This window comes from Salmonella sp. 2020_1459 (genome assembly GCF_043847915.1).
In the GTDB taxonomy this organism is placed as follows: Bacteria; Pseudomonadota; Gammaproteobacteria; order Enterobacterales; family Enterobacteriaceae; genus Salmonella; species Salmonella enterica.
Genome location: NZ_JBCMFA010000009.1, coordinates 1 through 13,843, shown reverse-complemented (window position 1 = coordinate 13,843; position 13,843 = coordinate 1). Strand labels below are relative to the sequence as shown.

Here is a 13,843-nt window from a genome sequence, read left to right as displayed (position 1 = left end):
TGACGCTTACCGGGCCTACAGATTGGTGATGATTTGCAGGCCGGATAAGCCCTAGCCGCCATTCGGTAAAACATCACCAGTAATGTTCAGCCGTCATATGCCCCGGTCGGCGGCGCAGATGTTTAGTCATCTGTCGGGTCTCTTTCAGCAGTTGCTGCGTATCGCGCACCATCTGCGGGTTCCCGCACAGCATGACGTGGCTGGTCTCTTTATCCATCGGTAATCCAACGGCTTTTTCCAGCTCGCCGTTTTCAATGAGCGCTGGCACGCGTCCGGTAAGCGAGCCTGGCACGCTCTCCCGGCTGACCACCGTTTGGATGCGCAGCTTGCCTTCATAACGCTGTTGCAGTTCCAGCATTAGCGGCAGATAGCTTAAATCGGCGGCGAAGCGTGCGGCGTGGACCAAGACCAGATTTTTAAAGCGCGCGACATCCTGGCCATATTGCAGAATAGACAAATACGGGCCAATAGCGGTTCCGGTCGCCAGCATCCATAGCGTCTCGCAGTCAGGCACTTCATCCAGTACAAAGAAACCCGACGCGTCGCTGACCACTTGCACCTCATCGCCAGGTTTTAGCGCCGCCAGCCGCGGGCTGAGCTTTCCTTGCGGCACCGTCACCAGATAAAACTCTAAATTCGGATTGTCAGGCGCATTCACATAGGAATACGCGCGCTGAATGCGCTCGCCATCGATCTCCAGTCCGAGTTTGGTAAATTGGCCTGCAGTAAAAGGATTAATGGGGGCGTGAACGGTCAGGCTGAACAGTGCGTCAGTCCAGTTTTGCACCTTAGTGACTTTACCTGTTACCCAATCGGCCATGGTTTTCTCCTGTTCTGAATCGCTAACCTTATCTTCGTTCGTCAGGAGAAAGATTTCCAGCCCCGCGAGGCTGGAAGGCTCTAACTAACAAATGCGCTAGAGGATATGCGCCTGTACATCCGGATCTTTACGATCAAGATAGTGGATCGACTGAATGCGGCGGATGGTGCGTGATTTGCCGCGGATCAGCAGCGTTTCCGTCGTGGCAATATGGCCTTTCCGGCTAATTCCTTCCAGCAGATCGCCTTTCGTGATGCCGGTCGCGGAGAAAATAACGTTATCGCTACGCGCCATATCGCCCAGGCATAACGCCTTGCCCGCTTCAATGCCCATTGCTTTGCAGCGCGCCAGTTCCTGTTCGCCAATGCGGCGGTTTTCTTCGCTGTCGCCTTTCACATCATGGCGCGCCAGCAGACGCCCCTGCATATCGCCGTCCAGCGCGCGGATCACCGCTGCGGATACCACGCCTTCTGGTGCGCCGCCAATCCCGTACAGCACGTCGACTTCGCTATCCGGCATACAGGTCAGAATTGAGGCCGCGACGTCGCCGTCAGGAATGGCAAACACGCGTACGCCCAGTTTGGCCATCTCTGCGATGACCTCGTCATGACGCGGTTTTGCCAGAATGGTCACGGTCAGATCGCCAAGCGGTTTACCCAGCGCATCCGCAATGTTGCGCAGGTTATCCGCCAGCGGCAGATTGAGATCGATCGCCCCTTTGGCGCCCGGACCGACAATCAGTTTTTCCATATACATATCGGGCGCATTCAGGAAGCAGCCTTTATCGCCGACCGCCAGCACCGCCAGCGCGTTCGCCTGACCCATCGCCGTCATGCGCGTGCCCTCAATCGGATCGACGGCGATATCTACCGCATCGCCGTGGCCGGTACCGACTTTCTCGCCGATATAGAGCATCGGGGCCTCGTCAATTTCGCCTTCGCCAATCACGATGGTGCCGTCAATGTTGACCTGGTTGAGCATGATACGCATGGCGTTGACCGCCGCGCCGTCCGCGGTATTTTTATCGCCGCGTCCCAGCCATTTGTAGCCAGCCAGCGCCGCCGCTTCGGTCACACGGGAAAATTCGATGGCAAGTTCTCGTCTCATAACAAACTCGTAGCAAAAAGGAGTGGCGCGCAGTGTAGCACAGGGGAAGGAGGGAATAATTGATGTGTGTGCGGAGTTGCCCCCGCACAAAGATTTTGCCGGATGGCGACCTTACTTGTCGTGATCTTCCCACGCCATTGCGCGTTTAACCGCTTTCTTCCAGCCGCTATAACGGTAGTTACGCTCGGTGGTTTCAATGCCGGGGCGGAATTCTCGTTCAATGACGGCTTTTTCCTGCAGCTCGTCCAGGTTCTGCCAGTAACCGACAGCCAGACCAGCCAGATAGGCGGCGCCCAGCGCGGTCACTTCGCGCACTTCCGGGCGTTCCACCCGCGTGCCGAGAATATCTGACTGGAACTGCATCAGGAAGTTGTTGGCCACTGCGCCGCCGTCCACACGCAGAGCGTGCAGGCGGATGCCGGAGTCGGCCTGCATCGCTTCCAGTACGTCGCGGGTCTGGTAAGCGATGGATTCGAGCGTCGCGCGGATAATGTGATTAGAGTTCACGCCGCGAGTCAGGCCAAAAATGGCGCCGCGGGCATACGGATCCCAGTACGGCGCGCCCAGACCGGTGAAGGCCGGAACCACGTAGACACCGTTGGTATCTTTCACTTTCGTGGCGAAATATTCGGAGTCGAACGCGTCGCTGATGAGCTTCATTTCATCACGCAGCCATTGAATGGACGCTCCCGCCATAAACACCGCGCCTTCCAGCGCATAGTTGACTTCGCCGCTTGGGCCGCAGGCGATGGTGGTCAGCAGGCCGTTTTCCGATTTTACCGCTTTCTCGCCGGTGTTCATCAGCATAAAGCAGCCGGTGCCGTAGGTATTCTTTGCCATTCCTTCCTTTACGCACAGTTGGCCGAATAACGCGGCCTGCTGATCCCCGGCAATCCCGGCGATAGGAATACGTGTACCGCCTTTACCGCCAATATTGGTCTGGCCGTAGACTTCGGAGGACTTACGTACCTGGGGCAGCATCGCGCGTGGGATATCCAGCACGTCCAGCATCTTATCGTCCCAGTCCAAATCATGGATGTTGAACAGCATGGTTCGTGAGGCGTTGGTGTAATCCGTAACGTGGACGCGGCCCTGCGTCATCTTCCAGATAAGCCAGGTATCCACCGTACCGAACAGCAGCTCGCCACGCTTCGCGCGTTCGCGCGAACCTTCCACATGGTCAAGGATCCATTTCACTTTAGTGCCAGAGAAGTACGGGTCGACGACCAGACCGGTATTGTCGCGGATGTAATCTTCCAGACCGTCGCGTTTAAGCTGTTCGCAAATATCGGCGGTACGACGGCACTGCCAGACAATAGCGTTGTATATCGGTTTGCCGGTTTCACGTTCCCAGACGATCGCGGTTTCACGTTGGTTGGTGATACCGATAGCGGCAATCTGATCGGAACTGATATCGGCCTTAGCCAGCACTTCTACCAGCGTTGAGCTTTGGGACGCCCAAATTTCCATCGGGTCGTGTTCTACCCAGCCTGGCTTAGGATAAATTTGCTCAAATTCACGCTGTGATACGCTGACGATATTCGCGTCATGATCCATAACGACCGCGCGGGAGCTGGTGGTACCCTGGTCGAGCGCAACGATATATTTTTTTTCAGTCATAATTTTGTCCCGTAATCAGATTACAGCGAAGCATTTTGTTGTGTGGTCGCGGTGGAGTCCTTCTCTTCCACGACGCAGGTATCGCACGGCAAATGACGGCCAATAAATTTGCGATAAGCAAACGCGCCCAGAATGGCGCCGACGATGGGGCCAAACAGCGGCACCAGGAAGTAAGGAATGTCTCTACCGCCGGTAAACGCAATTTCACCCCAACCGGCAAGCCCGGCGAACATTTTGGGGCCAAAGTCACGCGCCGGATTCATCGCAAACCCGGTCAACGGCCCCATAGAGGCACCGATAACGGCGATCAGTAAACCAATGAGCAGTGGCGCAAGCGGACCGCGAGGTACGCCGTTACCGTCGTCGGTCAGCGCCAGAATCAGCCCCATCAGAATAGCGGTAATCACCATTTCAACCGCGAAGGCCTGCACAAAATTGATATGAGGATTCGGGTAAGTTGAGAAAATGCCTGCGAGATCGAGACTTTCAACGCTGCCACGGACGATATGGTGGGTTTGTTCGAAGTCCACAAAAAGATTGTAATAAAGCCCGTAAACTAACGCCGCTGCGCAAAAGGCGCCGGCAACTTGAGAAATAATAAAAGGAACAACTTTACGTTTGTCGAAACAGGCAAATAGCCAGAGTGCGATGGTCACTGCCGGGTTCAGGTGTGCGCCAGAAACACCTGCCGTCAGGTAGATAGCCATCGCTACCCCCAGACCCCAGATGACGCTGATTTCCCACTGTCCAAAAGTAGCTCCGGCAACTTTAAGCGCAGCGACACAACCCACACCGAAAAAAATCAACAACCCGGTACCGAGGAATTCAGCAATGCACTGGCCTTTTAAGGTTGATGTTTGACTCATAATCGGATCCTGAAGAGTATGTAATGATTATTGGTATGCGAGGAGGTCATGGACATCCACGATGCCCTGTAGGCACACTGTTAATTTATCGTTAACGAGCAAAAACGAGAAATATCGAAATCAAAATGTGTGTACTGCGTCAATAAAATGAGCGTTATCGCGCCATGAAGCGCATTTTGAGACAGCAGAAGAGAGTGAATTGAATCATTTCATTAACCAATATGTTAACATTTTTAAGTTATTGAATGAATGTTACCAGGAGATGGATGAAAATTGCTGCAAACCGCGATCTACGCGGTATGTCGCTGGACAGCGAGAGCGGGGCTTCATACAATCGACACTATATATTGTGCGCGTTTACGTGAAGCGTCGCCTTGCAATTCAGGAGAGGTAAGATCATGTCTTTAGAAGTGTTTGAGAAACTGGAAGCAAAAGTACAGCAGGCGATTGACACCATCACCCTGTTACAGATGGAAATTGAAGAGCTGAAAGAAAAGAACAACAGCCTGACGCAGGAAGTGCAGTCTGCACAGCATCAGCGTGAAGAACTCGAGCGTGAAAATAATTCTCTGAAGGAACAGCAGAGCGGCTGGCAGGAACGTTTGCAGGCGCTGCTTGGTCGTATGGAAGAAGTCTAATCCTCGTCATATTTCACGTTATGGCGGCGTTGGCTGCGTGCGTTCACCCCAGTCACATAGTGGCCTATGCTCCTGGGGATTCACTTACTTGCCGCCTTGCCCTGACGCGAAATCTATAGAGGATTTAGAATGCGGACACCGGTGGGCCGGATAAGGCGTAAGCTGCCATCCGGCAATCAGCGACAACGCATAAAAAAGGCGCCTTACGGCGCCTTTTTTGATCACTCGATATCAAGCGGGTCTTCGGAAAGGATAATCCCGGTGTTGTCGGCATAGAGATGATCGCCGGAGAAGAACGTCACGCCGCCGAAATTGACGCGCACATCGCTTTCCCCAATGCCTTCACCTGCGGCGCCAACCGGAATGGCGGCGATCGCCTGAATTCCGATATCCAGCTCTTCCAGATCGTCCACCTGACGCACCGCGCCATAGATAACCAGCCCTTCCCATTCATTTTGCGTGGCCAGACGCGCCAGCTCCGCATCGACTAATGCACGACGGACAGAACCGCCGCCATCGACCAGCAGAACCCGACCACGGCCATTTTGTTCGAGCAGATCGTACAGCAACCCGTTGTCCTCGAAACATTTTACCGTGATGATTTGTCCGCCAAACGACGACCGCCCTCCAAAATTAGAGAACAGCGGTTCCACGACGTTGACATCTTCCTGATAGATGTCACAAAGCTCGGAAGTATCGTATTTCATAGGCTTAACGTTCAGTTGCTGCGAGAATTTTTAGTATATCGCGCTAAGTATACTGTTGGCAAAATCATCAATTGTTAATTGATATTTGTCAGTTAAACGGCCCACTGACTTAAGAGTATCCCAATCACAAATAACAGGTTGGTTAACAACGCGCCTTTAACGGTACGTTCAAGCATCGGGCGCATTGCCGCAGGCTCCCTTTCGCGCATTACGTAGCGCGCTTGTTTAATGAGCAAGGGCGCGGCCAGAATAAACAACCATCCCCACGGACTGTGTAGCGAGAGCAGATTAAACAGCGCCAGACAGAGCAGCGCGCCTAGCAACAGGCAGGCGTGATAACGACGCGCGTTGACATCGCCCAGTCGTACTACAAGGGTGTTTTTGCCGTTCTCTCTGTCGCTATTAATATCGCGCAGGTTATTAATATTCAGCACCGCCGTCGCCAGTAAACCGCAGGCGGTGGCCGGGAGAATCAGCGCCGGAATCAGCGTATGCGCCTGGAGATACCAGCTCCCCATGACACTTAGCCAGCCAAAGAATACCAGGACAGAGATATCACCCAGCCCGATATAGCCGTAGGGCCGATTACCCACGGTGTAGGTGATGGCGGCGATAATCGACAGCCCGCCCAAAATCAGGAAGCCGACAAAATCGGTTAACGTATGGCACGCGACCGCCACCAGCGCCAGTCCGGAGATACAGATCAGCACGACGGTAATGATTAACGCCCGCTTCATCTCCTGCCGGGTGATGACGCCTTTTTGCATCCCCCGCAGCGGCCCGATGCGATCTGGTTTATCACTGCCTTTGACAGCGTCGCCGTAATCGTTGGCGAGGTTGGATAAAATTTGCAACAGCCCGGCGGTGATAAGGGCCAGCAGCGCGACCAGAGGATCGAAATAGCCTTGCCACCATGCCAGGGCCGTACCGACGATAATCGCTGCGAAGGCGAGGGGTAAGGTTTTGGGTCGTAAGCTTTCCAGCCAGGCCTGGGTGCGGCTAATTTGTTGTTGTTCAGTCATATTTAGCGCCAATAAAAATGGGGCTTTTCAGCCCCATCAACAGTGATGAAAATGCATTGGACGCGATTATAAGATAAAACGGCTTAGATCTTCATCTGCGACCAGCGCATCCAGATGTTTGCTCACATATTCCGCATCAATTGTGATGTTTTGGCCGTGCAGATCGCTGGCGTTATAGGAAATTTCTTCCATCAGACGCTCCAGTACGGTATGCAGACGGCGCGCGCCGATGTTTTCGGTGGTTTCGTTAACCTGCCAGGCGGCTTCGGCAATACGTTTAATACCGGAATCGGTGAACTCGATATTGACGCCTTCAGTTGCCATCAGCGCTTTATACTGCACGGTGACGGAGGCGTTTGGCTCGGTCAAAATGCGTTCGAAATCGCTGGTGGTCAGCGCCTGAAGTTCAACGCGAATCGGCAGACGGCCCTGCAGTTCCGGGATCAGATCAGACGGCTTCGCCACCTGGAACGCGCCAGAGGCGATAAACAGAATATGATCCGTTTTGACCATCCCGTGTTTGGTCGAAACCGTGCAGCCTTCTACCAGCGGCAGTAAGTCGCGCTGTACGCCTTCGCGTGAAACATCCGGGCCGGAGGTTTCGCCACGCTTACAAATTTTGTCAATTTCATCGATAAACACGATGCCGTGCTGTTCAACCGCGTCGATAGCGTCCTGTTTCAGCTCTTCCGGGTTGACCAGCTTAGCCGCTTCTTCTTCAACCAACAGTTTCATCGCGTCTTTAATTTTCAGCTTACGCGGTTTCTGTTTCTGACCGCCCAGGTTCTGGAACATAGACTGCAACTGGCTGGTCATCTCCTCCATGCCCGGAGGCGCCATAATCTCTACGCCCATCGGCGCGGCGGCGAGGTTAATCTCGATCTCTTTATCGTCGAGCTGGCCTTCGCGCAGTTTTTTGCGGAACGTTTGACGGGCGGCAGAAGGCTCCTGCTGCTGTTCGGCCTGGCCCCAGTTATTTTTTGCGGGTGGGATCAGCACGTCGAGAATACGTTCTTCCGCCAACTCTTCCGCACGATAGCGGTTTTTCTCGATAGCCTGTACGCGAACCATTTTCACCGCGGCATCGGTCAGATCGCGGATGATAGAGTCCACTTCTTTCCCGACATAGCCCACTTCGGTGAATTTGGTGGCTTCGACTTTAATGAATGGCGCGTTGGCGAGTTTTGCCAGACGACGAGCGATTTCGGTTTTACCGACGCCGGTCGGGCCAATCATCAGAATATTTTTCGGCGTTACTTCGTGGCGCAGCTCTTCATCAAGCTGCATACGACGCCAGCGGTTACGCAATGCAATCGCCACGGAACGCTTTGCGTTATCCTGGCCGATAATGTGTTTGTTCAGTTCGCTGACAATTTCGCGTGGGGTCATTTCAGACATGAGAGGTCCTTACGCTTTGGCGGTCAATTCTTCAATGGTGTGGAAATGGTTGGTGTAAATGCAGATATCGCCTGCAATATCCAACGCCTTTTCAGCAATTTCGCGCGCGCCGAGCTCGGTATTTTCCAACAGAGCGCGAGCGGCAGCCTGGGCATAAGGACCGCCGGAGCCGATAGCAATTAAATCGTTTTCAGGTTGCACGACATCGCCGTTACCCGTGATGATGAGCGAGGCGGTTTCATCCGCGACGGCCAGCAACGCTTCCAGTTTGCGTAGCATACGGTCGGTACGCCAGTCTTTCGCCAGTTCAACGGCGGCTTTGACCAGGTGCCCCTGATGCATTTCCAGTTTACGTTCAAACAGCTCGAACAGCGTGAATGCATCCGCAGTACCGCCCGCAAAGCCCGCAATGACCTTGTCGTTGTAGAGGCGGCGGACTTTCTTCACGTTGCCTTTCATTACTGTGTTACCCAGTGTGGCCTGACCATCACCGGCGATTACCACGTGGCCGTTACGGCGTACGCTTACTATTGTTGTCACGAGCAGACCCCTTGGTTACTAATGCTGAATTGCGGCCCCGTACGGCGTACGGGGCATAATGCAAGTATAGATGGGGGAGATTTTGAGGGTTTCAACCCCCGGTGGCGAGTCGAATGCAGTTTGTATGGCCCGCCATCTTCAGACGGTTAATGGTGCTGTCGGCATTTTCTTTACCTTTCACCGGCCCGATAACCACGCGATTCCAGCCGTTATTGGTGGTAATTTTGGAGTCAAAGCCTTCAAACGCCAGCTGAGCGCGGACGCTTTCTGCCTGCTCAGCGCCTTTGAATGAACCACATTGCACCATCCAGCGACGTTCATCTTTTTTCTCTGCTGTCGCCTTCGGCGCTTCAGGCGCGCGCGTAATTGGCGCGGCTTTTGGCGCTGCCGCGCTGGTATGCGCCGGCGTTTGCAGCAAATCCTGATAAGGTTGCTGCGAGGCCGTCTGTTTCGGCGGCTGACTTTGGCGCGCGGGTTGCGCCGGGGCGGACTGTACCGTGCGTGTTTGCGGCTGCTCGTTTACCCGCGGCTGCGTGCGTGGTTGCTGAACAGGCTGCGTTTGAGCCCACTGCTGCTGCGCCTGACGCTGGCGCTGTAGCGTTTGCTGGCGTTGTTCTGGCGTCTGCTCGTTCCACGGCACTTCGTTAAGTTGCGTTGGCTGCTGACGCATATCCGCCTGCATCTGCTCCAGGAGTTGACGCTGTTCGCTGGTGAGCTGATTCGGATTCATGACTTCGCCGCCGGCGGACGGTTCCGTTGGCGTACGCACGCCCGGCTGGCGACTTTCCAGCTCTTTGATGTAACGCCAGCGCTCTTCCGGTTTTGGCGGAAGCCCATTGCCAGTGACTTTCTGGTTTTGTAGCGTTTCGGACTCTTCTTTCTTATGGTGAGTAATGAAGTACAGACCGCCGATAAAGGTCACAAGGACGGCTGCCGCAATCGCGACCATTGCCGGCGAGACGGCAGGCATGTTGCTTTGCTTCTTCCGTGAGTTCCGTGAGGTGCTCTTTTTGCGCCGCGAAGGAGCCGGTTGGCCGCGACGTACATAATCTCGTTGTGCCACTATCGTTTCGCTGTATTTATTCGTTCGTCAGCCCGTCATGTTACTGAAGCGGCGGGCCTTTGACCAGACAGGTGAGTCTTAAAGCTATTTACTTTAGGGTAAAGCGCGCGTAGAACCGCGAATAATCAGCTCGCAATCCATTAAACGCGAGCCGCTGCTCACATTTTGCCCCTGCATCTGATCGAGCAACAGCAGCATCGCCTCGCGACCAATGTCAAAACGCGGCTGCGCCACGGTTGTCAACGGAGGGTCGCAAAACTCGGCCAGCGCGATATTGTCAAAGCCGATAATCGACAGATCGTCAGGCACTTTCAGACCCTGGCGCTTGGCCCAGGAGAGGGCGCCCAGCGCCATTACGTCGCTATGACAAAAGACGGCGGTAGGCGGCAACGGTTGCTCAAGCAACTGCTTTAATGCGTTTGCCCCTGCTTCAAAGGTAAAGTCGCCACGGGCGATGTAATGCGGATCGACCACAATGCCACTGCGTCTTAATGCCTGTACGTAACCTTGTAAGCGATAGTGACAGAGCGGCATATCTTCCGGCCCCGCAATACAACCAATCCGCTTGTGGCCCAAATCCAACAGGTAGTTCATGGCATTGAACGCGGCGGTCAGGTTATCGATATGTACCGTCGGCAGTTCAAGCTCCGGCGCAAACTCATTCGACATCACCATCGGAGGCAAATTGCGCTGCTCCTCAACGCTGGCGTCAAAGGGCAGTCGGGAACTGAGAAGTACCATGCCGTCGATCTGTTTGGTGATGATGAGATTAAGAAAGGTTTTTTCTTTCTGGTTTTGATGGGCGCAATCGCCAATCAGCACCAGATACCCCTGTTCTGCCGCGGTCACTTCGATACCGCGGATAATTTCACTGAAGAAGGGATCGCAAATATCCGGGACAATCACCAAAATCGTACGGGATTCATTGCGTTTTACATTTCGCCCCATCGACTGCGGGAAATAACCCACTTCAAGCGCGGCCTGTTCAACCCGGCTACGGGTCGACTGGGAGACTTTATCGGGGTTCATTAACGCGCGGGATACGGTTGCCGTAGAGACTTTCGCCTTCAACGCAACATCCTTCATCGTAGCGGCAGTAACCTGCTTGTTCGATTTCACTCTTTCTCCTCGCCTGGGAACTGCTGGCGCAGATCTATCCCTGGTAACACTCATCGAAAACATTTTTATCAGATAGTGCGTGGAAGCGGTTACAGAATTTTCATAAAAAGTGTGATGGATCTTTAATTTTACGATCCGCCTCGCATCGTGAGGACTATCCTTCAATCGGATCGACGTCCAGAACCCATTTAACTCTCCGCGCTTCAGGGAGCGTATTGATCAACGCCAGCGTGCCGCTGATGATGTGTTGCAGGCGAATCCGTGAAGGATGCTGAAGTAAAATTTGCCAGCGATAGCGGCCGCCGCGTTTTGGCGCGAGGGCCGGAACCGGACCTAAGATCCACAGCTTATCGTCTGATAGCGGGCTGGCCTGAATCAGATTACGCAACTGCTGGAGAAAGACGGGCGCCTGCTGATTGTTGTGATCCTCTGCGCGAATAATGACGTGGCTGGTCCACGGCGGAAGCTGGAGCGTTTGCCGTTCCGCCAGCGCCTGTTCCGCAAACGCATCATAGCCTTTATACAGTAACGTTTGCAGCAGGGGATGCTCAGGATGGTGCGTTTGGAGCACCACTTCGCCCTGTTTGCCCGCGCGCCCGGCGCGGCCGGAAACCTGAGTGTAGAGCTGGGCGAAGCGTTCCGCCGAACGAAAATCTGCGGAAAAAAGCGCGCCATCGACATCCAGCAACGCCACCAGCGTGACGTCCGGAAAGTGATGGCCTTTCGCCAGCATTTGTGTGCCTATCAGAATGCGCGCTCCGCCGCGGTGAACTTCCGCCAGATGCTGCTCCAGCGCGCCTTTACGACTGGTGGTATCACGGTCGATTCGTGAGATCGGCACGCCGGGGAAGAAGGGCGCCAGCACCTGCTCCAACTGTTCCGTCCCTAACCCAACCGGTAGCATATGTGTGGAGCCGCAGGAGGGGCACTGACGCGGTACCGGACGTTGGCTGTCGCAGTGATGACAGCGTAAATGATGCTGCGCCTGGTGCAGCGTGTAGTAGTGATCGCAACGCGGGCACTCCGCAATCCAGCCGCAGTCGTGGCAAAGCAGCGCGGGCGCGAATCCCCGGCGGTTAAGAAATAAAATTACCTGATTGTCGGCCTGGAGATGTTGGCGCATACGGGCGATAAGGGCGGGCGCCAGTCCCGCCTGAAGACGCTGGCCTTTTAAATCCAGCACATGCTGCAGGGCTGGGCGGGCGTTGCCTGCGCGCCGCGTCAGACGCAGCATCCGGTATTTTTTCTGCCGCACGTTGCATAGTGTTTCCAGGGCTGGGGTGGCGGAGCCGAGAATAATCGGGATCTGCTCGCTATGGGCGCGATACACTGCCAAATCGCGGGCATGGTAGCGCCACCCTTCCTGCTGTTTATAAGAGCTGTCGTGCTCTTCGTCGATGACAATTACGCCAAGATTTTTAAACGGCGTAAACAGCGAGGAGCGCGTGCCGATGACAATCGCCGCTTCGCCGTTTTTCGCTTTCAGCCATGCCGAAAGACGCTCGCTGTCGTTTAGCCCGGAATGCAGCACTTCCACCGGCGCGTTAAAACGTTCGCGAAAACGGGCGATCGTTTGCGGCGTCAGGCCGATTTCCGGCACCATCACCAGCGCCTGTTTGCCCTGGGCGAGGACGTTTTCCAGCACGCTCAGATACACTTCGGTCTTGCCGGAACCGGTTACGCCTGCCAGCAACCAGGCGGAGAAACCGTCCGACGCGCTGTGAATCGCGCCGACTGCTGTCGCCTGTTCGGTATTCAGCCGCAGGCGCTCTCCTGCGACGGCATAATGCTCCCGCCAGTCGGTAAACGCGGGCGTTTCACTGGCAAGCTCACAAAGTCCCTTACGCCGCAGCGTTTGCAGCGTGGCGTCAGTAAAATCAAGCTCGGCTACCTGATAGCGCCAGATCTTTCCTTGCCGCAGCGCCGCCAGCGCCTGTTGTTGTTTGGCGGAGCGTTTCAGGCTGTTGATGTCGACGGCTTGCCCCTCTTCGGTGGCGAACCAATACCACAGGGGCGCGTTGCTGGCTGGTTTTCCCTGACGCAGTAAAACCGGCAGAGCGTGAAACAGAACGTCGCCGAGGGGATGGTGGTAGTAATCCGCCGCCCAGAGGAGTAAGCGCCAGATGGAGGGAGAAAAGATTGGCTCGTTATCCAGGATTTCAATGACCGATTTTAATTCATCAAGCGGCAATTCGCTGTGGTCGCTAACCGAGACGACAATGCCCACGCGCTCTTGCTGCTTGCCGAACGGCACGCGCACGCGGCACCCGGCTTTGGCGACCCCGCCTTCCGGCAGCAGGTAATCAAAGGTTCGGGGAAGCGGAACGGGCAAGGCAACGTGCGCGACGGACATAGCATCTTCCTGACTTGAAATTTCGTCGGGTAGTATACACATTACGATAAGGGAGCGCGGATCAGTTTGCATACGGTGGTCAAATTCTGTATGATTCGCCGCCTTTGGTGCGTGTTGTGAGCATCAAACCCTTTACTATTAACTTCGCGTGGTGTCTGGCGTTAGGGCTGGAAGAGCGACGCGGCCTTACACTGAGGTTCCCCATGAAAAAAGGTATTCACCCGAATTACGTAGAAATTACTGCAACCTGTTCTTGCGGTAATGTTATCAAAACCCACTCTACCGTGGGTCACGACCTGAACCTGGACGTGTGCGGCAAATGCCACCCGTTCTTCACTGGTAAGCAGCGTGTTGTTGATACCGGTGGTCGTGTTGAGCGCTTCAACAAGCGCTTCAGCATCCCTGGCAGCAAATAAGTTACCGCCAGAAAAAAAAAGCGCCGCAGGGCGCTTTTTTTGTTTTCTATGACCCGTCCTGAATAGCGTTGACACGTTCCAGACTTAAATCCGGAGAACGTGATGATGACTGAGTTCAAACGCACCCAACGCGATTATCCTCTATCCTTTAAAATAGCCGTCGTTGAGCAGGTC

The 13,843-nt window shown here is 54.7% G+C and carries 13 protein-coding genes; 2 read left to right on the top strand and 11 right to left on the bottom strand.

Features of this window, described 5'->3' with window-relative positions; all coding sequences use genetic code 11:
* Positions 1 to 73: 73 nt before the first annotated feature.
* The 4 genes from fpr to ACH0VJ_RS20615 form a co-directional block, all read right to left on the bottom strand.
* Positions 74 to 820 carry a ferredoxin--NADP(+) reductase gene (gene fpr / locus ACH0VJ_RS20630; protein WP_000796289.1) on the bottom strand — a complete coding sequence of 249 codons (747 nt, stop codon included), beginning with the start codon at positions 818 to 820 and terminating at the stop codon, positions 74 to 76.
* A 96-nt stretch (positions 821 to 916) separates the two neighbouring features.
* Entirely contained in the window at positions 917 to 1,927 is a 1,011-nt protein-coding gene (gene glpX / locus ACH0VJ_RS20625) for a class II fructose-bisphosphatase (protein ID WP_001250624.1), read from the bottom strand.
* A 111-nt stretch (positions 1,928 to 2,038) separates the two neighbouring features.
* Positions 2,039 to 3,547, bottom strand: coding sequence for a glycerol kinase GlpK (gene glpK / locus ACH0VJ_RS20620; protein ID WP_000136808.1), 1,509 nt, complete (start codon positions 3,545 to 3,547; stop codon positions 2,039 to 2,041).
* Positions 3,548 to 3,567: 20 nt separating this feature from the next.
* Positions 3,568 to 4,413 carry an MIP/aquaporin family protein gene (locus tag ACH0VJ_RS20615; protein ID WP_000084285.1) on the bottom strand — a complete coding sequence of 282 codons (846 nt, stop codon included), beginning with the start codon at positions 4,411 to 4,413 and terminating at the stop codon, positions 3,568 to 3,570.
* A 398-nt stretch (positions 4,414 to 4,811) separates the two neighbouring features.
* Here ACH0VJ_RS20615 and zapB point away from each other — a divergent pair, with 398 nt between their 5' ends.
* Positions 4,812 to 5,051, top strand: a complete 240-nt coding sequence (gene zapB / locus ACH0VJ_RS20610) for a septal ring assembly protein ZapB (RefSeq protein ID WP_000051370.1) — start codon at positions 4,812 to 4,814, stop codon at positions 5,049 to 5,051.
* 221 nt (positions 5,052 to 5,272) lie between these two features.
* Here zapB and rraA read toward each other — a convergent pair whose 3' ends face one another.
* The 7 genes from rraA to priA form a co-directional block, all read right to left on the bottom strand.
* Positions 5,273 to 5,758, bottom strand: a complete 486-nt coding sequence (gene rraA / locus ACH0VJ_RS20605; protein WP_000872918.1) for a ribonuclease E activity regulator RraA — start codon at positions 5,756 to 5,758, stop codon at positions 5,273 to 5,275.
* A 92-nt stretch (positions 5,759 to 5,850) separates the two neighbouring features.
* A complete protein-coding gene (gene menA, locus ACH0VJ_RS20600) occupies positions 5,851 to 6,780 on the bottom strand; it encodes a 1,4-dihydroxy-2-naphthoate polyprenyltransferase (protein WP_000139639.1) in 930 nt (309 codons plus the stop codon).
* Between the two features lie 66 nt (positions 6,781 to 6,846).
* Positions 6,847 to 8,178, bottom strand: coding sequence for an HslU--HslV peptidase ATPase subunit (gene hslU / locus ACH0VJ_RS20595; RefSeq protein ID WP_001293360.1), 1,332 nt, complete (start codon positions 8,176 to 8,178; stop codon positions 6,847 to 6,849).
* A 9-nt stretch (positions 8,179 to 8,187) separates the two neighbouring features.
* Complete coding sequence (gene hslV, locus ACH0VJ_RS20590; RefSeq protein WP_000208240.1) at positions 8,188 to 8,718, bottom strand: ATP-dependent protease subunit HslV; 531 nt, start codon at positions 8,716 to 8,718, stop codon at positions 8,188 to 8,190.
* 91 nt (positions 8,719 to 8,809) lie between these two features.
* Positions 8,810 to 9,781, bottom strand: a complete 972-nt coding sequence (gene ftsN, locus ACH0VJ_RS20585; protein ID WP_000068814.1) for a cell division protein FtsN — start codon at positions 9,779 to 9,781, stop codon at positions 8,810 to 8,812.
* A 93-nt stretch (positions 9,782 to 9,874) separates the two neighbouring features.
* Positions 9,875 to 10,900 carry a DNA-binding transcriptional regulator CytR gene (gene cytR / locus ACH0VJ_RS20580; RefSeq protein WP_000841337.1) on the bottom strand — a complete coding sequence of 342 codons (1,026 nt, stop codon included), beginning with the start codon at positions 10,898 to 10,900 and terminating at the stop codon, positions 9,875 to 9,877.
* A 154-nt stretch (positions 10,901 to 11,054) separates the two neighbouring features.
* The gene (gene priA / locus ACH0VJ_RS20575; RefSeq protein ID WP_000109393.1) at positions 11,055 to 13,253 is read right to left on the bottom strand and encodes a primosomal protein N'; all 2,199 of its coding nucleotides are present in this window, start codon (positions 13,251 to 13,253) and stop codon (positions 11,055 to 11,057) included.
* 203 nt (positions 13,254 to 13,456) lie between these two features.
* Between priA and rpmE the strand changes: the two genes are divergently transcribed.
* On the top strand, positions 13,457 to 13,669 hold the full coding sequence (rpmE, locus tag ACH0VJ_RS20570; RefSeq protein ID WP_000715284.1) for a 50S ribosomal protein L31: 213 nt from the start codon (positions 13,457 to 13,459) through the stop codon (positions 13,667 to 13,669).
* Positions 13,670 to 13,843 lie beyond the last annotated feature (174 nt).

Bases quoted from the DNA above. Each gene is read 5' to 3' on its own strand.
- fpr (WP_000796289.1), bottom strand. From the start codon at position 820: ATGGCCGATTGGGTAACAGGTAAAGTCACTAAGGTGCAAAACTGGACT.
- glpX (WP_001250624.1), bottom strand. From the start codon at position 1,927: ATGAGACGAGAACTTGCCATCGAATTTTCCCGTGTGACCGAAGCGGCG.
- glpK (WP_000136808.1), bottom strand. From the start codon at position 3,547: ATGACTGAAAAAAAATATATCGTTGCGCTCGACCAGGGTACCACCAGC.
- ACH0VJ_RS20615 (WP_000084285.1), bottom strand. From the start codon at position 4,413: ATGAGTCAAACATCAACCTTAAAAGGCCAGTGCATTGCTGAATTCCTC.
- zapB (WP_000051370.1), top strand. From the start codon at position 4,812: ATGTCTTTAGAAGTGTTTGAGAAACTGGAAGCAAAAGTACAGCAGGCG.
- rraA (WP_000872918.1), bottom strand. From the start codon at position 5,758: ATGAAATACGATACTTCCGAGCTTTGTGACATCTATCAGGAAGATGTC.
- menA (WP_000139639.1), bottom strand. From the start codon at position 6,780: ATGACTGAACAACAACAAATTAGCCGCACCCAGGCCTGGCTGGAAAGC.
- hslU (WP_001293360.1), bottom strand. From the start codon at position 8,178: ATGTCTGAAATGACCCCACGCGAAATTGTCAGCGAACTGAACAAACAC.
- priA (WP_000109393.1), bottom strand. From the start codon at position 13,253: ATGTCCGTCGCGCACGTTGCCTTGCCCGTTCCGCTTCCCCGAACCTTT.
- rpmE (WP_000715284.1), top strand. From the start codon at position 13,457: ATGAAAAAAGGTATTCACCCGAATTACGTAGAAATTACTGCAACCTGT.